Source organism: Roseibium aestuarii (assembly GCF_008477545.1).
Taxonomy (GTDB): domain Bacteria; phylum Pseudomonadota; class Alphaproteobacteria; order Rhizobiales; family Stappiaceae; genus Roseibium; species Roseibium aestuarii.
Map to the genome: position 1 here is coordinate 933466 of NZ_VORA01000002.1, position 20333 is coordinate 953798.

The following is a 20333-nucleotide window of genomic DNA, read 5'->3' on the forward strand; positions in this document are numbered from 1 at the left end:
GCCGCTCTGTGCCGGTGTCATGGCTTCGCCTCACCGGCCTGCTGATCGGGATAGAGCCACTCGGTCCCCATCTGGGTGAGAAGGGGCACGCCCGCGTCGACGAGGATCGCATCGATCTCCTTCTGGTTCCGGCGAATGAGCGAATTGAGCTTGCGCTGCCAGTCCTTCTCGCCGCGTCGCACCCCCATGGTGATGCGATAGAACATGCGCGGCAGCCCTGGCTCCTCCAGAAGCGGCACCAGCCGCAAGTCCGGATGGGACGCCTTGATCATCGGGCCGGCAATCGGCCCCCAGAGGATCGCCGCATCCACCTCCCCCGCCTCAACGGCCTGAAGCATGTCCCGGGGCGGATTCTCGTAGCGCCGGTCCACGACCAGCGGGAAGGGCCGCGCGGTCTTGAGCAGACCGTGAAGCGCCAGATGAGTGGCCGGCGGGCTGCCCGCGACGATGGCGATCCGTGCGCCGGAAAGCGCCGGATCACTCAGGCGGGAGACCTCGTCGAGCGGTCCGTTGCGCCGGGACACAAGCACATAGGCAGAGGTATAATAGTGGTTGGTGTTGAGGACCATCTCGTCGCCCTGGCCATAGCCGATCACCACATCGCAGCGGTTTTCGCCGAGTGTCCGGCGCACGAAACCGGTTGCCATGGGAAACCAGGTGTAGGTCAGCGGCAGCTCGAGCCGTTCGGCCAGAAGCTCGGCGATGCGGTTTTCGAACCCGCTGCCGTCTTCCGATGACAAGGGCAGGTTCGCCGGATCGGCGCAGACCCGGAAGGCCCGCTTCGAGGTCAGGTCGGCCGACTGGGCAAGCGCCTCGCCGCCGCCGCCCAAGCCAGAGAGGGTCGCGACAGCCAGAAAGGTCCCGAGCCAGGCCCGGGGCTTCTTGCTGCACAGGCGAGGCCCGTATTCAACCACCGAGGCAGGCATTCTCCGCCTCCCGGATTGCATCCGGCTTGCCTTCCTTCTTGGCCGGGCGGCCACGCGGCACCGCGTCCATGCCCCGCGCCTTGAGGTAGACGTAGATGTCGTTGAGATAGCACATCACGTTCGCATTGGTGCCGAAGGCCGGCATCACCGAGTTCTCGGCTGCATTGACCTTGGTGCGTCCGTTGGTCACCACATCGACGAAACTGTAATAGTCGAGATCGATCGCCGACTTCTTCAGGGCCGGTGCATAGCTTGATCCCTCGCCCTCCGGGCCGTGGCAGACGTGGCATTCGGAGTGATAGCGCCGGAAGCCGGAATAGGTCAGCCAGTCCACCGTGCCGTCTTCCTTGATGGAATAGGTCGGCACGCCGTCCTCGGTGTAATAGACGCCGTCCTCCTGGCTTGCGGCGACGATGTTGGCCACCTGATAGGCTTCCGAGGTCTTGTCGACCTCCTCTGCAAGGGCAGCGCTGGAAACCAGTCCGGAGAAGGGGCCGATGAGCAGGGCCGCCGCGAGCGCCAGACCGGACACAGGTCCGAAAATGGGGCCGCAAATGGGGCCTGAGAAGGGGCCGAAGGAAGAAAGGGGAGCACGCATCGTCTCAATCACCAAGGCTTCTGGAGTGTCAGACAGGTCCGGCGCAGGGACGTGGGATCCGCGCGCCGGACAAGGTGGGCGGCGACTGTGGCCGCCGCCTCGACGGGAGGTCACTCAGGCAGGGTGAACACCGTCAGCGTTCCGCCCAGAGCGGTATAGTCGCTCAGAGCCGCATACCCGCCGACGGCACCCAGACCGTCATTCGGGTTGGTCAGCCCGGCTGCGAGGCCGATCCCGGCCCAGCCACCGACACCCGACAGGATCGCAACATATTGCTTGCCCTTGTGGGTATAGGTCATGAAGTTGCCGATGATCCCGGACGGAGTCTTGAACTTGTAGAGAAGCTCACCCGTTTCCGCGCTCACGGCCTTCACGTGGCCTTCCAGCGTGCCGTAGAAGACGATGTCGCCTGCGGTCGCCATGGCACCCGACCAGACCGAGAACTGCTCCGGCAGGGACCACTTGATCTTGCCGTTGACATTGTCCCAGGCAATGAAGTTGCCCATGCCGCCATGGCTGCCTTCCGGCGGATACATGGACAGCGTCGCACCCACATAGGGCTGACCGGCCGTGTAGCTGACGCGGAACGGCTCGTAGTCCATGCAGACGTGGTTGGTCGGCACATAGAAGGTCTGGGTCTTGGGCGAATAGGCCGCCGGCTGCTGGTCCTTGGACCCGAGAGCCGCCGGGCAGATGCCGGTGGAATTCGTGTCTTCCCCGTTCTGCTCGGTGGAATACTGCGCCACCACGGCCGGACGGCCATAGGTGTCGGAGTTCTTGTCCATGTCGACACCGGTGGTCCAGTTCACGACCGGATCATACTTTTCCGCCACCAGCAGTTCGCCGCTTTCCCGGTCAAGCGTATAGCCCAGGCCGTTGCGGTCGAAGTGGGTCAGAAGCTTGCGCATCTGGCCGCCGATTTCCTGCTCGGTCAGGATCATCTCGTTGATGCCGTCGAAGTCCCACTCGTCGTGGGGCGTCATCTGATAGACCCACTTGGCCATGCCGGTGTCCGCATCTCGTGCGAAGATGGTCATGGACCAGCGGTTGTCGCCCGGGCGCTGGGCCGGGTTCCAGGTCGACGGGTTGCCCGTGCCGTAATAGATCAGGTTCAGCTCGGGATCATAGGAATACCAGCCCCAGGTGGTGCCGCCGCCGATCTTCCACTGGTCCCCTTCCCAGGTCGCCGTGCCGCTGTCCTTGCCGACCGGCTTGCCCAGATGGGTGGTCTTTTCCGGATCCATCAGCGTGTCGCTGTCCGGGCCCATGGAATAGCCGCGCCAGGCGACCGAACCGTCGGACATCTTGTAGGCGGTCACCGAACCGCGCACACCGAATTCACCCCCGGAAATGCCGACGATGATCGTGTCCTTGACCGGCATCACGGTTGCCGTGTTGGTTTCCCCCTTGGAGGGATCGCCGTTGATCACGGACCAGACCTTCTCGCCGGTCTTGGCATCGAGGGCCACGACCGTCGTGTCGGCCTGATGCAGGAAGATCTTGCCGTCGCCATAGGCCAGACCACGGTTCACCGTGTCGCAGCACATGACAGGCACGACATTGGCGTCCTGCTTGGGCTCGTATTTCCAGAGCACCTTGCCCTCGTTGTTGAGGTCAAGCGCATAGACAATGTTGGGGAACGGCGTGTGCACATACATCACGTCGCCGATCACCAGCGGCGAGCCTTCATGGCCACGCAGCACGCCGGTAGAGAAGCTCCAGGCGACCTGCAGCTTGCCCACGTTGTCGGCGTTGATCTGGTCCAGCTCGGAATAACGGTGGTTGGAATAGTTGCCCGTCTGGATGACCCACTGGTTCGGGTCGTTCATCAGGGATTTCAGTTCCTCATTGGCGACGGCCGCGGCCGAACTGCCAATCAGGAAGGCTGCTGTCGCGGCGAGAAGCCGCTTGTCACGCATTAGCCGTTTCATCATTTCCTCCCATAGAGATCCCGATCCGGGCGAGCCCGCCTGCGCAACCGGGGCCTCCTCCGGCCCCGGCATCGGGTGAACGCATTCCGGTGCGGCCGACCCATCGCCGACCGTTCCACCCGACCGGCCTTCGCCGGTCCCATCGCCAGATCTCTGCCCTCCGCGCGACGCCCCCGTCGCGGCTCGGGCTCCTCCGAAACCTCGCGAATTCCCTGTCAGGCGCTGGCCAGACGCTCCGCATGCCAGCGCACGTGATCCTCGCCAAAGCTGGCGACGAAGAAATAGCTGTGGTCATATCCCGGCTGCAGGCGCAGCACGGAAGGCTGCCGGGTCCGCGCCAGGGCTTCCGCCATCGCCTCCGGCCGCAACAGGTCGAGAAACTGGTCCGCCGCGCCCTGGTCGATCAGGATGTCTCCCTTCCACCCCGCCTCCTCCAGCAACAGGCTGGCGTCATGGGCAGCCCACTGCGCCTCGTCATCCCCCAGATAGGCGGAGAGCTGCTTGCGGCCCCAGTCCGACCGGGTCGGGTTGACGATCGGCGCGAATGCCGAGAGGGATCGGTAGCGGTCCGGGTTGCGCAGGGCGATGGTGATCGCCCCGTGGCCACCCATGGAATGCCCGGTGATGCCGTGCACGCCGTTCAGCGCAAATTCGCTTTCCAGAAGCGCCGGCAGTTCCTTCACCACGTAGTCGTACATCTGGTAATGGCCGCGCCAGGGCGCCTGGGTGGCATTAACGTAGAACCCCGCCCCCTGACCCAGGTCATAGGCGTCGTCATCAGCCACCCCCTCGCCCCGGGGCGAGGTGTCGGGAAAGATCAGCGCCAGACCGTGCCGGGCCGCATGGGCCTGCAGGCCGGCCTTTGTCATGGCATTCTCGTGGGTACAGGTCAGCCCGGAGAGGAACCACAGGGCCGGCACCGGCCGCTCCTCTGCCTGAGGCGGCATGAAGACCCCGAGCGTCATGGAGCAGCGGCACACGTCGGACCGATGCCGGACCACCGTCTGCACGCCACCGAAGCACCGGTTCTGCGACAGGATCTCCATGGCGCCGCTCAATAGACCACCACCGCACGGATGGACTTGCCCTCGTGCATCAGGTCGAAGCCGTGGTTGATCTCGTCCAGGCTGAGACGATGGGTGATCATCGGGTCGATCTCGATCTTGCCCTGCATGTACCAGTCGACGATCTTCGGCACGTCGGTGCGCCCGCGCGCGCCGCCGAACGCCGTGCCGCGCCAGTTGCGCCCGGTCACCAGCTGGAAGGGACGGGTGGAGATCTCGGCCCCGGCCGGTGCCACGCCGATGATGATGCTTTCGCCCCAGCCCTTGTGGGCAGACTCCAGCGCCGTGCGCATGACCTTCACATTGCCCGTGGCATCGAAGGTGTAATCCGCGCCACCCTTCGTCAGGTTGACGAGATAGGCCACCAGATCCCCGTCGACCTCGGAAGGGTTGACGAAATCGGTCATGCCGAAACGCTCGGCAATCGCCTTCTTCGACGGATTGAGATCCACCCCGACGATCTGGTCCGCGCCCGCCAGACGCAGGCCCTGAATGACGTTGAGCCCGATGCCGCCGAGACCGAAAACGATGGCCCGGGAGCCGATCTCGACCTTCGCCGTATTGATCACCGCGCCAATGCCCGTGGTGACGCCGCAACCGATATAGCAGACGATGTCGAAGGGCGCGTCCTCGCGGATCTTCGCCAGGGCGATTTCGGGCAGAACCGTATAGTTGGAGAAGGTCGAGCAGCCCATGTAGTGGTGGATCTTCTCCCCATCCAGGGTGGTGAAGCGCGAGGTGCCGTCCGGCATCAGCCCCTGGCCCTGGGTCGAGCGGATCGCCTGGCACAGGTTGGTCTTGGGGTGGAGGCAGTACTCGCATTGCCGGCATTCCGGCGTGTAGAGCGGGATCACGTGGTCACCCGGCTTGAGCGAGGTCACCCCCGGTCCGACCTCGACGACGACGCCCGCGCCCTCATGGCCCAGAATGGCGGGAAACAGCCCCTCCGGGTCATCGCCCGAGCGGGTGAACTCGTCCGTGTGGCACAGGCCTGTTGCCTTGATCTCGACAAGCACCTCGAAGGCCTTGGGACCCTCCAGGTTGACTTCGGTCACAACGAGGGGCTTTCCGGCCTGAACAGCCAGAGCAGCGCGTGTGCGCATGGTTTTTCCTCCCGATATCCGGTCTGAGAGCCGGATTAACTGTTCGTAATGTTCGATCTGAGCCGATTATAGAAACGCCCCCCCGACCCACAATTGCGACCTTAGTGTGTAAATCGAGACCTGCATTTGCGCAGGCGCCCTCCTATACTGGCTTGAGCAAGAACGACGAGGACCGAACCATGCGGAAGCTGCAAGGAACGAGCCGAAGACAGGACGCGCGCCCGCAGGGGTCTCGTCCACCGCGCGCGCTTTGCGCCCCGTTTCCAGGTCTGGTTCTGGGGGCCGCACTGATGCTTGGCACGGCCCTTCCAGGGCACGCCGAAACCTTCACCGATCCGGAGTGGCCCTGTGTACAGCGCAAGGTCGAGACCCTGTCGCTGGGGGTCATGTGGCCGGCTCCGGTCGACGACCAACCCTTGTCCCGGGAGGGCAAGGATCTGGCCGATCAGATCTCCCTGCGCCGCGTCGATCTGGAGACCGCGGAGGCGGAGATCGCCCGATGGATCGCAGCCCATCCCGGTCTGGACCCGGCCGAACCCGGCCGCATCTTCCGCGCCAGTTTCGAGCGACTTTCCTCCACCCGCAGCCGCATCATGAGCGGCATCGTCACCTACGCCCAGAAGCAGACCCAACTCAGTGCCCGCATCGAGGCCGCCCGGGAGGAATTTGCGACGGTCGAGGCCAGCGAGACCCCGGATTTCGATCGCCTCGACACGCTGGAGGAGCAGATCGCGTGGGACGAGCGGATCTTTCAGGATCGCCAGCGGGCGCTCACCTATGTCTGCGAGACGCCGGTTTTGATCGAAAAGCGGATCTACGCCCTCTCCCGTCTGCTGCAGGAGGCCCTGCCCGAATAGGGCACGGGCGCCCTACTCCCACTCCAGCTCCGTATAGGCCGCCGTCGCGTTACGGCTTCCATAGGCTTCGAACAGCTCCCAGCTTTCACCGGCCTCCCGCCCTGCGTGGGAGGCTGCCGCCGAGAGGGTCTCTCCGGCCGCCAGCGCCGCGCGGGTCTCCTGTTCCAGAGCCTCCAGATAGCGCCGCAAGGGGGCAGCGGCATCGGGCCAGGAGAGGTTGCGCGCCCCGTGTCCCGGCACGACCCGGGCGAAGGGCCGGACAGCGAGCGTATCAAGCCCGCGCAACCACCCTTTCAGCGACCCGTCCACCACCGGCAGATGCCGGTCGAAGAGCACGTCCCCGAGAAACGCGGTCCCGGTCGCCCGGTCCACCACCACGAGATCCGCAAGGCTGTGGCCGGTCTCCTGCGGGAGCAGATCCAGCACCCGGTTCCCGAGATCCAGCGTCATCCCGGGAGAGGCTGGGACGATCAGCTCGGGTGACAGGATCCGGCTGCCGAGAAAGACCTCCTCTCCGAGCGACCTGCGGAAGGTTGTCGTGTAAGTCTCCGTCCGCTCGGCCAGGGCACGGGGCAGGCGTTCATGCCCGATCACCGTTGCCCCGGCCTCGACGAAGACCTCGGCTCCGAGCAGATGATCCGGGTGAAGATGGGTCAGCACCAGATGACTGATCGGCAGGTCTGTCAGTTGCCGGATCGCCCGGTAGACTTCCTCGCCCACCCGCCGCGATCCCCCCGCATCGATCACGGCAACGCTGCGCGCGCCAATCACGAAGCCGATGTTGGACAGATCCCCGCCGCTCGACGGGTCCGGCACGGAGACCCGTCCCTCGTGCACATGGACACCCGGCGCGATCTCGCGGAAGACAAGGGAAGAAGCCGCCACATGGTTGCAGGATACGGCACCCGTCCCCGGCACCACCTGCCAGGGCGACGGCCGGGCGGCGAGCGCCGCCTGACATGGCTCCACGCTTGCGCGCCCGTAGCCCGGGAGCAGCATCTCGCGGCACGGCGTGTCGCCGCCCCCGGGCGGAACCCCGACGCCCAGCGCACAGATCAGGATGAATGCCTCGAACACGTCACCAGCCTCCTCGCTGGCGGTTCCCCGCCCAGTCCAACGCGCCCAGTCTGACGGGTCCGGACCGTCTGCCTACACATCCGAAAGGCTCGGTTCTACGGCTTTCCCCTGACTGCTATCCTGCACCGATCCATGGACAGTTCCGGGAGGACCATCCAGATGTTCCCCATCCCGCATGCAGCAGGATCGGCAGCACGTTTGCCGCGCCTTGCCTTTGGTGCCGCTTTCGCAGCCGCGCTCATCCTCCTCTCACCCGGCGCAAGAGCCGAGGACCCGGCACCGGACAATCCCCTGCAGGACGGCGCGACCTGGGAGGCCCTGCGCCCGGATATCCTGGGCGAGACACCGCTGGCCGAAGGCGCACCGGTCTTCACCGTCGAGGCCCCTTATCGGGCCGCCGACGCGGCCACCGTCCCCATCCGCATCGAGCAGGATCCTTCCGACCCGCTGCTCCTCAATCGGGTTCGCGTGGTGATCGACGAGAACCCCTCGCCCATCGCCGCCGAGATCGACTTCGGCCCCGACATGCATCCGCTCGCCTTCGAGACGCGGGTGCGGGTGAACCAGTATTCGAATGTGCGCGTGCTGGCCGAAACGGAGCGTGGCACCTACATGGCCGGAAGGTTCGTCAAGGCATCGGGCGGCTGTTCGGCCCCGGCCACCAAGGACCCGGAAGCCGCGCTCGCCGGCATGGGGGAAACCCGCCTGCGCATCTTCGGAGAGGCACCCGCCCAGTCCGGCCAGATGCGCGAGGCCCAGATCATGATCCGCCACCCCAATTACTCGGGCCTGCAGCGGGATCAGCTGACCCATCTCTTCATCTCCGCCCATTTCATCCACCAGCTGGAGGTCTGGCAGGGCGACACGCTTCTGTTCCGGGTGGATGGGGGTATCTCGATCTCGGAGAACCCGGTGTTCCGCTTCAGCTACCGCGACAATGGCGCGCCGGAGTTCCACGTGATCGCCCGGGACACGGAAGGCAACAGCTTCGACACCCGCCTGCCCAAGACCCCGCCGGCGTGACCGGGATATTGCCTGCGCCCGGGCGGACCTGAGCGCGGCACTTCATATCAGAAGCACAGGATCTCGGCTTCCGCCTGCGCCCGGCGCAGATCCGCCACCAGCGCGGTGGCCATGTGCATGGTGCGGAAGGCCGACATGCGCTCGCCGCCCACCTGTTGCAGGGTGAGCACCGTTTCGGCCTGCTCGTATTTCTCGTAAGGGATGATCGAGGCGATCACATCGACCGAACAGGCGCAGCGGCGCAGGGTCAGCTGGTCCTGCCCGTTGGCCGCCATGCAGCCGAAGACATAATCCGCCCGCGCCTCGGTCGGATAGTCGTTCCACCGCCCGGGGTCATGCGCACCGCCGTGAGACTGCGCCTGACCGGCCAGCGGCAAGGCACAGGCCACCGAAAGCACGAGCGCACGGATCAGCCTTCCTCGCCCTCTGGACACTCGCTGCCTCGTCATCGCGTCAGGCTCCCCTGTTGCTGGCCCGCATCCGTTTCACCCTCCAGGCGCAGGCTGTGCCGATATCCGCTCTCCGCGTCGCCAGCGTCATCCGGCGCGGCGGCCTCCAGCGCGACGATCTCGCCCGGCACCTCTTCGGAAAAGGTCACCGACAGGGACATGTCCCGAAAGCCGCCCATGCGGTCACGCTCCGCATCGCCTGCGAAGGGATGGATGGTCACCCGTTCGGCAGGCTTCGTCCCCGCACCGCGCTCGACCGTCACCTCCTGCCGCTCGGCCGCCCGCAAGAGTGCCTCCTTCAGCCGGTTGCGGATGTAGAAGGGACTGCCGCCGGATTGCCGCGCCATGTCGCGCAGGGTGGTCTCCATGAAATACATGATCACCGGATTGCCGACCGACGCCGGAAATGCCCCGAGCTGATGCCCCTTGCGGGCGAGAACGGCTTGCCCGTCCGCCTGCACGGTGAGGGTCAGATGCTCGTCCGCTGCCTCGGCTGGCGGCGGCGTGGCGGCGTCCTTGCCCGACCACCCTCGCGTCTGCACCACATAGGTGAGCGGCGCTCCCCCTTCGATGCGGTCCAGCGAGCCCGCGCGAAAGAAGGCTTCGTAGGTGGACAGCACCGGTTCGACGGCCGGGCGTTCCTCGGCCAGCGCCTCGCCTGCCCCCATGCTCGCCCCCAGGCCTGCCCATGGCCCCGCGATCAGCACGGCCAGTGCCAGCCCCCATCCTGCGCTGAAAACGGACCAGCGCCGCGTCATGTGCCTTTCCTCCCCGCACAAGAACCAGTCATTCGCCTGTCAGGATGAGCGCAGGCAGAAACGGAGTCACTGCCGACCAAAGTCTGCGGCTCGCCGGATCTCAGGCCACCTGAGGCCGCGTTTTCCAGTCGATCAGCGCCCGCAGGCGCGGCAGATTGACGGGCTTCTTCATCACCGAGAACGCCTCGTCCCGCCCCAGTTGCAACAGGTCCTTCGAACTGCGCGCCGAGATGACGATAGCCGGCACCTCCACCCTGGCCGCCGCCCGCAGGGCCCGGATCGCCTGAACGCCCGTGTCTTCCCCGTTGAGCTGATAATCGGCAATGATGATGTCCGGCGGCGTGCCTATGTCTTCCATCAGCGTCAGCGCCTCTTCGGTCGAGGCGCAGGCCAGAACACCCGCCCCCCAGCTGTCGAGCCGCTGGGTCATGGCGTGCAGTACGTCCGGATCGTTCTCGATGGCCAGGATGATCAGGTCGAGCCCGCCATGGGGCGACATGGGTTCGACCGGCTGGGCCCGGTTCACGGAGCGCATCTCGCCCGGCCGGCGGACCATGGGAAGGTCGATGGCGAACATCGACCCCCGGCCGCGCCGGGATTGAAGCCGCACCTCGTGGCCCAGATGCCGGCAGGCCCGTTGCACGATGGACAGGCCGAGCCCCATTCCGCTGCCCCCGCCCCCTTCGCCCAGCCGTGTGAACTCCTCGAAGATCCGCGTCTGGTTCTCCGGCGAGATGCCCACGCCCGTGTCCCAGACCTGCACGGAGATCTCCTGTCCGCGCAGGCGGCAACCGATCAGGATGCGGCCGCTCTGGGTGTACTGGATCGCATTCACCGCCAGATTGCGGATGGAACGCATCAGGTAGCGCCGGTCGGAGCGGACCCAGGCACTGCTCGGCTCCACATGCAACGCCAGCCCCTTCTGGGCGGCGAGCGGCGCCAGGTCTTCCTGCAGGGAGCGCAAGGGCTCCTCCAGACAGAAGCTGGTGATGTTGAATTCCGCCCCTGTGCTGTCGAGCCGGGAGATCTCCAGCAAGGACTGAAGCAGGGTCTCGATGGAGGCAAAGGAGCGGCTCAGACGATCCACCGTGTCCCGCGCCCGGTCAGAGCCGACCGTCTCCCGCAGAGTGGAAATATAGAGTTTCGCCGCGTTGATCGGCTGCAGCAGATCATGGCTGGCCGCCGCCAGGAACCGGGTCTTGGAGACATGGGCCGCCTCGGCCGCCTCCTTGGCCTGTATCAGCGCGTCTTCGGTCTGGGCCTGCTCCTTCGCATGGCGCTGCAGCTGCCGGTTCGCCTCGGTCAGTTCCGCCGTGCGCTCCTGCACCCGCCGCTCCAGCAGGTCGGCCGCCTCGGTCTGCGCCGTGACATCCATCACGGTCACCACGAAGCCCCCGCGCGGCAATCCATGCGCCTGAAGATCCAGCGCGAATCCGTCGCTGCGGCGGACCAGTCTCTGCACCCGCCTGCCCCGCAGCACCGATTTGAACCAGCCGGGGAAGACCAGTCGCACACCCTCTTCCTGCAGGATGCCGTGCCTCTCCAGATGCTCCACCAGACGGGTCAGGCTGACGCCCTTGGCAAGCAGCGAGAGCGGCAGGGCGAGCAGTTCGGCGAAACGTTCGTTGCTGGCCTGCACCTCGCCCCTGGCGGAAAAGGTGCAGATGCCCAGCGCCAGATGGTCGAAGGTGGTCTGGAGGAAATGCTCCTGCCCCTCGATGAGCAGACGCTTTTCCTGCCGGTTCTGGCGGACGATATCCGTCACCTCGGTGAGCAGGACTGCGGTGGTCTCCGCTCCCGTCTTGCGCAGGGACAGCTGGTAAAACCGTTCGCCGCGCAGCGGAATGATGAAGGAGGACAGGCGCCGGCGGGTCGACAGCTGCATCAGCGCATCCGCGTCGCGCCCGCCTTCCCGGCGCACATGCCGGCTGGTGCGCAGCGCCTCGAGAAAATCCTCCAGCAGAAGCCCCGGCTGGATCAGCGGCTCCACATCCGGCAACAACTGGCGGAACAGGCGGTTGCAGACCTGCAGGCGGTCCTCGGAAAACAGCGCGAAGCCCCCTTCCATGGCCACCATCACGTCGGCAAGCGTCTTTTCCGTCCGTTCCCGGCTGCGATAGGCGACCTCCAGCTCGCCTGAGGCCCGCCCCAGAGTGTCCAGCGCTTCTTCCAGCGTCCGGGTCTTTTCCCAGACCTCCGCCTGCAGGGCGATGGCCGACTGAAACAGGGAATAGGCGCTCCCCCCCAGCTCGTGGCTGCGCTCGGCCCGGCCGATCAGCGCCTCGATGATGCGCGCCTGCCGGACGACCTGGACCTCGAGCGGTTCGTTCGGATCGATCATGCGACCCCGCTCACCGCGCCGCCGGGAAAGAAGGCGACGCCGACAAAGGTCTGGTTCACGTGAACGCCGAGATGCTGTTCGCCATAGGTGTTGAAGCCGACCACCCGGTGCCGGCGCAGCTTGTCGGAGGCCTCGGCACCCAGCCCCTTGTGCTCGATCTCGAGCCGCCGGAGATAGCAGTCGAAGCCGAGGATGAAGTCCGGTTCCTCGCCGCCCTCTCCCGTCAGATCCAGACTGCTGTCGAGGGTGCGGATGATCTCCTTGCCGCGCCCGAGCGTGAGCAGCAGGCCGTCATCGATGGCGGACAGGAAGGTCAGCCCCGATCCCCCCTGGATCTGCTGGATGGCGCGCACGTGATAGAGATTGCGGTTGCGCACGAGAACGGGATTTTCCGCAAAGACGATGGGCGACAGCTCGGCGACCGGCACCTCCGCCAGCCGCGCATATTCCTCCGCCGCCGGCGCGCCGTTGATCTCCAGCACGAGCCGCTCTTCCGGCACGGCCTTCGTCACCACCATGCGCTTTTCCGTCGGCTGGAAGTGATCGAAGCCGACGCCCCGGAAGGACAGCGGCGTCTCCAGCAGGAGCAGCAGGGCGGCGTTGCTGTGGAACCGCCCGTCATGAAGAACGAAGGTCTGCCGGAAGGTGAGACCATCACCGGCGGACCCGCCGAAGACCGGAATGTCCTTCAGACCCGCCTCCAGGGCTGCGACCAGGATGTCCTCCTGTTTCGACAGGCCATCCGTGAAGACCAGCGCCAGCCGCCGGCGACCGGGCGTCGGCCGGAACCTGTCGACGACCCGTTCGGTCTGCGCCACCACATCGGCAATCGACACCGGGGCAACCGGATGGAAGAGATGAGAGGCCACCCGGAACTGGGTGCGCGGAAAGGCGAGCGCGACCAGCGCCTCCGCCTCGTAGCCCCGGCCGGTGATCTGCCCCGCTGTAGTGCAGCCAAAGACCGTTCGCCCGGGCAGGCCGGAGGCAAGCTCCTCCTGCATCAGCTTCAGGTCGAGATGGGCAGGCACCAGCAACAGCAGGAAACTGGTGCGCAGATCAGCGATCTGCGCCGCAATCTCCGCCAGCGCCGCTTGCGGATCAGGCGAGCGCGACACCGCGATCCGGATCGTCTCCGGCGGCTTCTGCTCCAGTGTCGTCACGGCGCCCTCTTTGTCCCCGGCAGCGACCTCACAGTCGTGTGCTCCCTCACTGCAGGCTGTGCCGGATCGACACCTCGCGCACCATGAGCGCGGCCTGGGTGCGGCTGCGCACCCCCAGACGCCGCAGAAGCGCCGTGATATGGGCCTTCACCGTGGCTTCGGCGAGCTGCATCTCATAGGCGATCATCTTGTTCTGCTTGCCTTCGCAGATCAGGCTTAGAATGCGGGTCTGCTGGGCGGAGAGGCTGGCGATCTTCGCCGAAATCGCATCGCCGGACGTGTCCTCCGGCAGGGCGGTGCTCGCCGTGCGGCTGTAACCGGGCGGCAGATAGATCTTGCCCTCGCCGATATCGATCATCGCCTGCTTGAAGGCCTCGCGGCCGATATCCTTGGGGATGAAGCCCGTGGCGCCGGCCTGCATCACAGCATGAATCACTGCGTCGGTGGCCACGGCCGAGGTGACGATGACCGGCACATCGGGAATGCGCCGCTTGATCTTGATGAACCCGCTGGTGCCGGACACATCCGGCAGGTTGAGATCCAGCATCACCAGATCCGGACAATAGGGCGCCCTGAGCAGACGCAGGGCCTCTTCCAGACAGGTGGCCGTCCGGATCCGTCGCGTGTTGAAGATCCCTTCCATCGTCATGGCCAGAGCATCGCAATAAAGCGGATGATCATCGATGACGAGCGCTGACTTTACGGTAAGATGATGACCGGACGCGACCGCTCGCGACATGGCTTCCCTCCCTGAAGAACCTCCGATTTCTTGTGGTTTTTCGGCGCTTCTTGCGCCGTTTTCGGAGGTGCCGTCCATCCTCCCCCGAATGCACGAGCCGACCCGTGCACCTCCTCCCGGGGGTGAATTTCATCACTCCGTAAAGTTATGGTTGCATGGAATTAACGATGCGGCAAACACTTCACGTTGTGCAGCGCAAGTCATTCACGCTGCCCTGCGGCAAGATGAACAGCAAAAGACCTTCTGACAGAGCAGGTGACAGGCGTCCGACTTCTTTGGTATTTCCGATTGAAAGACACTCTTTCGATTGGGAATTCCGATGCTGGACAAGCTGGAAATGTTCATTGCCGTGGTCAATGAGGAGCATTTCGGTCGCGCCGCCCTGACCCTGGGCATTACTCAGCCCACCCTGTCCACGGGCATCCGCCAGCTGGAGGAGCAGCTCGGCGTCCAGCTCATCTTCCGCGGCTCGCGCTACGGCGGCCTCACACCCGAGGGGCAGAGCGCGCTGGCCTGGGCACGGCGCATCGTGGCCGATGCCAAGCAGCTGAAGGAGGAGATGCAGGCCTCCCGGCACGGGCTCGCAGGACACCTGCGCATCGCGGTCATTCCCACCGCGTTGACTTGGGCCGCACGCCTCACCTCGGAGCTCAGCGCCAGCCATCCCAACGTGCGCTTCACGGTGCTCTCCCGCACGTCGGCCGAGATCCTGTCGATGCTCGACAATCTGGAGGTCGATGCGGGGCTGACCTATCTCGACAACGAGCCGCTGGGCCGCGTCAGCTCCGAGCCCCTCTACAGCGAGGCCTACCGGCTGGTCTGCCGCGCCGACACGCCGCTCGCCGCCCGCAAGAGCGTCGGCTGGGCCGATCTGGCTGACCAGCGCCTGTGCCTGCTGACCGGTGCCATGCAGAACCGGCGGATCATCAACCGCAACCTCTCGGAGGCCGGGATCGCACCCGATGCCCGGATCGAAAGCAATTCGACCGTCGTTCTCGTCGCCAATGTTCTGGCCGGTGACTGGGTCACCGTCCTGCCGGCCGATATCGCCCAGTTCCTGATCCAGGGAAAGCCGCTCGCCGCCGTGCCCCTCGACGGTGCGCGCAAGGATCACGTGGTCGGCCTGATCGCCCCCCACCGGGATCCGCATACCCCGGTCGTGCAATCCCTCCTGCGCGCGGCCCGGACCATCTCGACCTGCCGAACGCCTCCGGCCGCTTGATAGAATTTCTCAATCAAATAACGGAACAGCGATATTGATTTTCCATGTGACAGGCGCATCCTGTGCCGGAGGTTACATGGGAGAGAAGCATGTCCGCACCCCGAACCGCCCCCACAGAGGCGGAGGTGAGCGCCGTCGTCGCACGTCATCTGCACCGCGAGGGGCCGCTGCTGCCGATCCTGCACGACCTGCAGCATGAGTTCGGCTTCATTCCCGAGACCGGGTTCCAGACCATTGCCCATGAGCTGAACATCACCCGCGCCGAGGTGTATGGGGTCGTCAGCTTCTATCCGGATTTCCGCACCGAGCCCCATGGCCGGCACGTGCTGAAGATCTGCCGCGCCGAGGCTTGCCAGTCGGTCGGCGCCCGCGCGCTGGAAGAGGCGGCCCTCGCCCGGCTCGGTCTCGACCGCCCGGGCACCACCGCGAATGGCGCTGTCACGGTCGAGCCGGTCTATTGCCTCGGGCTCTGTGCCTGCGGGCCGGCTGCTCTCCTTGATGACAAGCCCCTCGCTCACCTCGACGAGACCCGCCTGACCCGACTTCTCGCGGAGGCGGGCGCATGAGCACTCACCTCAATCCGCCCATGAAGATCTACGTGCCCCTCGACACCGCCGCCCGCGCCCTTGGCGCCGATGATGTGGCGGACGCCATCCGGGCTGCGGCCAAGGCGGCAGGCCTCGAGATCGAGCTGATCCGCAACGGCAGCCGCGGCATGATCTGGCTCGAGCCCCTCGTCGAGGTGGATCGCGGCGACGGCCGCCAGGCCTATGGCAATGTCACGCCCGGACAGGCGGACGCCCTGCTAAACGGCACCCTGGAAAGCCTCGGTCCGGTCGAGAAGATCCCCTTCTTCGCCCGCCAGACCCGGCTGACATTTGCCCGCTGCGGTCTGATCGACCCGGTGAGCCTCGCCGACTACGAGGCCCATGGCGGCCTTGCCGGCCTGCGCCGGGCGCTGGCCCTGAAGCCGGAAGAGATCGTCGACGAGATGAAGCTCTCCGGTCTGCGCGGCCGCGGCGGCGCGGGCTTCCCAACCGGCATCAAGTGGGACACGGTGCGCCTGGCCCCGGCCCCGCAGAAATACATCGTCTGCAACGCGGACGAGGGCGACAGCGGCACCTTCGCCGACCGCATGATCATGGAAGGCGACCCCTTCTCCCTGATCGAGGGCATGGTGATCGCCGGCCTCGCGACTGGCGCCACCCGGGGCTACATCTACGTGCGCTCCGAATATCCCGACGCCATCCGCATCCTGGAACAGGCGATCCGCATTGCCAACCAGAACCGGGTGCTCGGGTCCGGCATTCTCGGCAGCGGTCACGCCTTTGAGCTGGAGGTGCGTATGGGCGCGGGCGCCTATGTCTGCGGCGAGGAAACCTCGCTGCTCAACTCTCTGGAAGGCAAGCGCGGCACCGTGCGCGCCAAGCCGCCGCTTCCCGCGCTGGAAGGCCTGTTCAGCAAGCCGACCGTGGTCAACAATGTCATCAGCCTGGCCAGCGTGCCGGTCATCTTCGAACGGGGCGCAGAGCATTACGCCAGCTTCGGCGTTGGCCGCTCGCGCGGCACCGTGACCCTTCAGATCGCGGGCAATGTGAAACATGGCGGCCTGTTCGAGACCGCCTTCGGCATGACCCTCGGCGAGGCCGTCAACGAGATCGGCGGCGGCACCCGCTCCGGCCGTCCGGTGCGCGCCGTGCAGGTGGGCGGTCCGCTCGGTGCCTACATGCCCGTCTCCCGTTTCGACACGCCGCTCGGCTACGAGGAATTCGACAAGGCGGGCGGCCTTGTGGGTCACGCCGGGCTGGTCGTCTTCGACGAGACGGTCGACATGCTGAAGATGGCCCGCTTCGCCATGGAATTCTGCGCCGTTGAATCCTGCGGCAAGTGCACCCCTTGCCGCATTGGCTCCACGCGGGGCGTCGAGACCATCGACCGGATCGCCGCCGGCGAGGCGGAGGCCATCCCGCTCCTCACCGATCTCTGCGAGACGATGAAGGATGGTTCGCTCTGCGCTCTCGGCGGCTTCACCCCCTTCCCCGTCATGTCCGCGCTCACCCATTTCCCGGAAGACTTCCCCGGCGCCGCAAAGCCCTTCAAGGAGGCTGCAGAATGAACGTTCATGCAGGCACCCCGCATGCCGACCTGATCGACGGCCGCAAGGTTGCAGATGCCCGGCACGACGACCGGGACATGGGCACCCCGCCGAAAACCGGCAAGCCGGTGACCCTCACCATCGACGGGTTCGAGGTCACCGTGCCGGAAGGCACCTCGGTCATGCGCGCCTCCATGGAAGCGGGCATCCAGATCCCCAGGCTCTGCGCCACCGACATGGTGGACGCCTTCGGCTCCTGCCGCCTCTGCATGGTGGAAATCGAGGGACGGCGCGGCACGCCCGCCTCCTGCACCACGCCGGTGGCCCCGGGCATGGTCGTCCACACCCAGACCGGCAAGGTGCAGAAGCTGCGCAAGGGGGTGATGGAACTCTATATCTCCGACCACCCGCTGGACTGCCTCACCTGTTCCGCTAATGGCGACTGCGAATTGCAGACCCAGGCCGGTGCGGTGGGCCTGCGCGACGTGCGCTACACCGCGCCGCAGGCGCCCGTCCTCGCCAATCATTTTAGCGCCCGCGACACCTCCGGAGAGGCCAACCCGCTCTACAAGGCGAAGGACAGCTCCAACCCCTATTTCACCTATGATCCGGCGAAATGCATCGTCTGCTCCCGCTGCGTGCGCGCCTGCGAGGAAGTGCAGGGCACCTTCGCCCTGACCATCGAGGGCCGCGGCTTCGACAGCCGGGTGAGCCCGGGGGCTGCCTTTGACGACTTCCTGTCGTCCGATTGCGTGAGCTGCGGCGCCTGCGTTCAGGCCTGCCCCACGGCGACCCTTCAGGAAAAGTCCGTTATCGAAAAGGGCACGCCCACCCGCTCCGTCGTCACCACCTGCGCCTATTGCGGCGTCGGCTGCTCCTTCAAGGCCGAGCTGAACGGCGACGAGCTGGTGCGCATGGTCCCCTACAAGGACGGTAAGGCAAATCGCGGCCACTCCTGCGTCAAGGGCCGCTTTGCCTATGGCTATGCCAGCCACAAGGACCGCATCCTGTCGCCCATGATCCGCGACCGCATCGACGAGCCCTGGCGCGAGGTCTCCTGGAAGGAGGCCCTGACCTTTGCCGCCAACCGCATGCGCGGCATCCAGGAGGCTTACGGTCCGAAGTCCATCGGGGTCATCACCTCGTCCCGCTGCACCAACGAGGAGACCTTCCTGGTGCAGAAGCTGGCCCGCGCGGTCTTCGGCAACAACAACACGGACACCTGTGCCCGTGTCTGCCATTCGCCGACCGGCTATGGCCTCGGCCAGACCTTCGGCACCTCCGCCGGCACCCAGGACTTCGACAGCGTCGAGAAGACGGACGTGGTCATCGTCATCGGCGCCAACCCGACCGACGGTCATCCGGTCTTCGGATCCCGCCTGAAGAAGCGCCTGCGCCAGGGGGCGAAGCTGATCGTCATCGATCCGCGCCGCATCGACCTGGTCCGCTCCGCCCATGTGGAGGCCTCGCACCATCTGGCGCTGCGTCCGGGCACCAACGTCGCGGTCGTGACCGCGCTCGCCCATGTCATCGTCACCGAACGGCTCTATGACGAGGCCTTCATCCGCGACCGTTGCAACTGGGACGAGTTCCAGGATTATGCGGAATTTGTCGCCGAGGAGCGTCACAGCCCGGAGACCACCCAGTTTCTCACCGGCGTGCCGGCGGAAGAGCTGCGGGCCGCGGCCCGGCTCTTTGCCACCGGCGGCAACGGGGCAATCTACTACGGCCTCGGCGTGACGGAGCATTCGCAGGGTTCGACCACGGTCATGGCCATCGCAAATCTGGCCATGCTCACCGGCAACATCGGCCGCGAGGGTGTGGGCGTGAACCCCTTGCGCGGCCAGAACAATGTGCAGGGCTCCTGCGACATGGGCTCCTTCCCCCACGAGCTGCCCGGCTATCGCCATGTGAAGCTGCCGGAAGTGCGCGCCATCTTCGAGAAGGCCTGGGGCGTGACCATCGACCCGGAGCCGGGCCTGCGCATTCCCAACATGCTGGACGCCGCCGTCGACGGCACGTTCCGCGGGCTCTATTGCCAGGGCGAGGACATTCTGCAGTCAGATCCGGACACAAAGCACGTGGCCGCGGGCCTGGCGGCGATGGACTGCGTCATCGTGCATGACCTCTTCCTGAACGAGACCGCCAATTACGCCCACGTCTTCCTGCCGGGCTCGTCCTTCCTGGAAAAGGACGGCACCTTCACCAATGCCGAGCGCCGCATCAACCGGGTGCGCAAGGTGATGGCACCGAAGAACGGCTATGCGGACTGGGAAATCACTCAGATGCTGGCCAATGCAATGGGGGCCGAATGGTCCTACGAGCACCCGTCTGAGATCATGGCGGAGATCGCGGCCACCACGCCCTCCTTTGCCAATGTCACCTATGAGCTGCTGGAGCAGAAGGGCTCGGTCCAGTGGCCCTGCAACGACGCCAATCCGGACGGCACGCCGCTGATGCATGTGGAGGGCTTCGTGCGCGGCAAGGGGCGCTTCATCCTGACCGAATATGTGGCCACCGACGAGAAGACCGGACCGCGCTTCCCGCTGCTGCTGACCACCGGCCGCATCCTCAGCCAGTATAACGTGGGCGCCCAGACCCGGCGCACGGACAACGTGATCTGGCACGATGCGGACCGTCTGGAGGTCCATCCCCATGACGCCGAGCAGCGCGGCATCAAGGAAGGCGACTGGGTCAAGCTCGCCAGCCGGTCCGGAGAGACCACGCTCAAGGCGAAGATCACCGACCGGGTCAGCCCCGGCGTCGTCTACACCACCTTCCACCACCCGGACACTCAGGCTAATGTGATCACCACCGATTACAGCGACTGGGCGACCAACTGCCCGGAATACAAGGTGACGGCAGTGCAGGTCAGCCCGTCCAACGGGCCGACCGACTGGCAGGAAGACTATGCGGCCCAGGCCACACGCTCCCGCCGCATCCTGCCGGCCGCCGAATGAGCAAGGTCCGCGCCGCCCTGCGCCTGTCTG

The 20333-nt window shown here is 65.9% G+C and carries 17 protein-coding genes; 6 read left to right on the forward strand and 11 right to left on the reverse strand.

The features are described from left to right. Nucleotides 1-17: 17 nt before the first annotated feature. The 5 genes from FR728_RS12790 to FR728_RS12810 all read right to left on the reverse strand — a co-directional run bounded on the left by FR728_RS12790 (nucleotide 18) and on the right by FR728_RS12810 (nucleotide 5622). On the reverse strand, nucleotides 18-926 hold the full coding sequence (locus FR728_RS12790; protein ID WP_208998788.1) for a substrate-binding domain-containing protein: 909 nt from the start codon (nucleotides 924-926) through the stop codon (nucleotides 18-20). Next, nucleotides 907-1524, reverse strand: coding sequence for a c-type cytochrome, methanol metabolism-related (locus FR728_RS12795; protein ID WP_244304583.1), 618 nt, complete (start codon nucleotides 1522-1524; stop codon nucleotides 907-909). The genes FR728_RS12790 and FR728_RS12795 overlap by 20 nt, the downstream gene beginning before the upstream one ends. A 110-nt stretch (nucleotides 1525-1634) precedes the next feature. Then, nucleotides 1635-3443, reverse strand: a complete 1809-nt coding sequence (xoxF5, locus tag FR728_RS12800) for a lanthanide-dependent methanol dehydrogenase XoxF5 (RefSeq protein WP_149893032.1) — start codon at nucleotides 3441-3443, stop codon at nucleotides 1635-1637. Nucleotides 3444-3670: 227 nt separating this feature from the next. Further along, complete coding sequence (fghA, locus tag FR728_RS12805; RefSeq protein WP_188318899.1) at nucleotides 3671-4501, reverse strand: S-formylglutathione hydrolase; 831 nt, start codon at nucleotides 4499-4501, stop codon at nucleotides 3671-3673. Between the two features lie 8 nt (nucleotides 4502-4509). Further along, nucleotides 4510-5622 (reverse strand): S-(hydroxymethyl)glutathione dehydrogenase/class III alcohol dehydrogenase, encoded by a 1113-nt coding sequence (locus tag FR728_RS12810; protein WP_149893034.1) that lies wholly within the window; start codon nucleotides 5620-5622, stop codon nucleotides 4510-4512. 290 nt (nucleotides 5623-5912) lie between these two features. On the opposite strand from FR728_RS12810, the gene FR728_RS12815 reads away from it, so the two are divergent. Further along, nucleotides 5913-6479, forward strand: coding sequence for a hypothetical protein (locus tag FR728_RS12815; protein WP_244304585.1), 567 nt, complete (start codon nucleotides 5913-5915; stop codon nucleotides 6477-6479). Nucleotides 6480-6491: 12 nt separating this feature from the next. On the opposite strand, the gene FR728_RS12820 is transcribed toward FR728_RS12815, so the two are convergent. Continuing rightward, on the reverse strand, nucleotides 6492-7556 hold the full coding sequence (locus FR728_RS12820; RefSeq protein WP_149893035.1) for a quinoprotein relay system zinc metallohydrolase 2: 1065 nt from the start codon (nucleotides 7554-7556) through the stop codon (nucleotides 6492-6494). Between the two features lie 159 nt (nucleotides 7557-7715). Between FR728_RS12820 and FR728_RS12825 the strand changes: the two genes are divergently transcribed. Then, nucleotides 7716-8579: a quinoprotein dehydrogenase-associated SoxYZ-like carrier gene (locus tag FR728_RS12825; protein ID WP_149893036.1), complete on the forward strand. Its 864-nt coding sequence runs from the start codon at nucleotides 7716-7718 to the stop codon at nucleotides 8577-8579. A gap of 47 nt (nucleotides 8580-8626) precedes the next feature. Here FR728_RS12825 and FR728_RS12830 read toward each other — a convergent pair whose 3' ends face one another. The 5 genes from FR728_RS12830 to FR728_RS12850 all read right to left on the reverse strand — a co-directional run bounded on the left by FR728_RS12830 (nucleotide 8627) and on the right by FR728_RS12850 (nucleotide 14026). Beyond that, nucleotides 8627-9028, reverse strand: coding sequence for a hypothetical protein (locus FR728_RS12830; protein WP_377175588.1), 402 nt, complete (start codon nucleotides 9026-9028; stop codon nucleotides 8627-8629). Further along, nucleotides 9025-9786 carry a hypothetical protein gene (locus FR728_RS12835; RefSeq protein ID WP_149893037.1) on the reverse strand — a complete coding sequence of 254 codons (762 nt, stop codon included), beginning with the start codon at nucleotides 9784-9786 and terminating at the stop codon, nucleotides 9025-9027. The genes FR728_RS12830 and FR728_RS12835 overlap by 4 nt, the downstream gene beginning before the upstream one ends. Nucleotides 9787-9886: 100 nt before the next feature. After that, entirely contained in the window at nucleotides 9887-12127 is a 2241-nt protein-coding gene (locus tag FR728_RS12840) for a hybrid sensor histidine kinase/response regulator (protein WP_149893038.1), read from the reverse strand. Then, nucleotides 12124-13287: an FIST N-terminal domain-containing protein gene (locus tag FR728_RS12845; protein ID WP_149893039.1), complete on the reverse strand. Its 1164-nt coding sequence runs from the start codon at nucleotides 13285-13287 to the stop codon at nucleotides 12124-12126. Before FR728_RS12845 ends, FR728_RS12840 begins: the two co-directional genes overlap by 4 nt. 46 nt (nucleotides 13288-13333) lie before the next feature. Beyond that, nucleotides 13334-14026 (reverse strand): response regulator, encoded by a 693-nt coding sequence (locus tag FR728_RS12850; protein WP_149893040.1) that lies wholly within the window; start codon nucleotides 14024-14026, stop codon nucleotides 13334-13336. Between the two features lie 319 nt (nucleotides 14027-14345). Between FR728_RS12850 and FR728_RS12855 the strand changes: the two genes are divergently transcribed. The 4 genes from FR728_RS12855 to fdhF all read left to right on the forward strand — a co-directional run bounded on the left by FR728_RS12855 (nucleotide 14346) and on the right by fdhF (nucleotide 20303). Continuing rightward, nucleotides 14346-15248 (forward strand): LysR family transcriptional regulator, encoded by a 903-nt coding sequence (locus tag FR728_RS12855; protein ID WP_149893041.1) that lies wholly within the window; start codon nucleotides 14346-14348, stop codon nucleotides 15246-15248. An 89-nt stretch (nucleotides 15249-15337) separates the two neighbouring features. After that, nucleotides 15338-15814, forward strand: a complete 477-nt coding sequence (locus tag FR728_RS12860) for a formate dehydrogenase subunit gamma (protein ID WP_149893042.1) — start codon at nucleotides 15338-15340, stop codon at nucleotides 15812-15814. A gap of 20 nt (nucleotides 15815-15834) precedes the next feature. Further along, on the forward strand, nucleotides 15835-17364 hold the full coding sequence (locus FR728_RS12865; RefSeq protein ID WP_149893143.1) for a formate dehydrogenase beta subunit: 1530 nt from the start codon (nucleotides 15835-15837) through the stop codon (nucleotides 17362-17364). A gap of 77 nt (nucleotides 17365-17441) precedes the next feature. Beyond that, nucleotides 17442-20303, forward strand: a complete 2862-nt coding sequence (fdhF, locus tag FR728_RS12870; RefSeq protein WP_208998807.1) for a formate dehydrogenase subunit alpha — start codon at nucleotides 17442-17444, stop codon at nucleotides 20301-20303. The last annotated feature ends 30 nt before the right edge of the window (nucleotides 20304-20333 follow it).

What these genes read in the sequence shown, in the direction of transcription:
- FR728_RS12790 (WP_208998788.1), bottom strand. Translation starts at nt 926, where the DNA reads ATGCCTGCCTCGGTGGTTGAATACGGGCCTCGCCTGTGCAGCAAGAAG.
- FR728_RS12810 (WP_149893034.1), bottom strand. Translation starts at nt 5,622, where the DNA reads ATGCGCACACGCGCTGCTCTGGCTGTTCAGGCCGGAAAGCCCCTCGTT.
- xoxF5 (WP_149893032.1), bottom strand. Translation starts at nt 3,443, where the DNA reads ATGCGTGACAAGCGGCTTCTCGCCGCGACAGCAGCCTTCCTGATTGGC.
- FR728_RS12815 (WP_244304585.1), top strand. Translation starts at nt 5,913, where the DNA reads ATGCTTGGCACGGCCCTTCCAGGGCACGCCGAAACCTTCACCGATCCG.
- FR728_RS12850 (WP_149893040.1), bottom strand. Translation starts at nt 14,026, where the DNA reads ATGTCGCGAGCGGTCGCGTCCGGTCATCATCTTACCGTAAAGTCAGCG.
- FR728_RS12835 (WP_149893037.1), bottom strand. Translation starts at nt 9,786, where the DNA reads ATGACGCGGCGCTGGTCCGTTTTCAGCGCAGGATGGGGGCTGGCACTG.
- FR728_RS12860 (WP_149893042.1), top strand. Translation starts at nt 15,338, where the DNA reads ATGTCCGCACCCCGAACCGCCCCCACAGAGGCGGAGGTGAGCGCCGTC.
- fdhF (WP_208998807.1), top strand. Translation starts at nt 17,442, where the DNA reads ATGGGCACCCCGCCGAAAACCGGCAAGCCGGTGACCCTCACCATCGAC.
- FR728_RS12855 (WP_149893041.1), top strand. Translation starts at nt 14,346, where the DNA reads ATGCTGGACAAGCTGGAAATGTTCATTGCCGTGGTCAATGAGGAGCAT.
- FR728_RS12795 (WP_244304583.1), bottom strand. Translation starts at nt 1,524, where the DNA reads ATGCGTGCTCCCCTTTCTTCCTTCGGCCCCTTCTCAGGCCCCATTTGC.
- FR728_RS12830 (WP_377175588.1), bottom strand. Translation starts at nt 9,028, where the DNA reads ATGACGAGGCAGCGAGTGTCCAGAGGGCGAGGAAGGCTGATCCGTGCG.
- FR728_RS12840 (WP_149893038.1), bottom strand. Translation starts at nt 12,127, where the DNA reads ATGATCGATCCGAACGAACCGCTCGAGGTCCAGGTCGTCCGGCAGGCG.
- FR728_RS12865 (WP_149893143.1), top strand. Translation starts at nt 15,835, where the DNA reads ATGAAGATCTACGTGCCCCTCGACACCGCCGCCCGCGCCCTTGGCGCC.
- fghA (WP_188318899.1), bottom strand. Translation starts at nt 4,501, where the DNA reads ATGGAGATCCTGTCGCAGAACCGGTGCTTCGGTGGCGTGCAGACGGTG.
- FR728_RS12825 (WP_149893036.1), top strand. Translation starts at nt 7,716, where the DNA reads ATGTTCCCCATCCCGCATGCAGCAGGATCGGCAGCACGTTTGCCGCGC.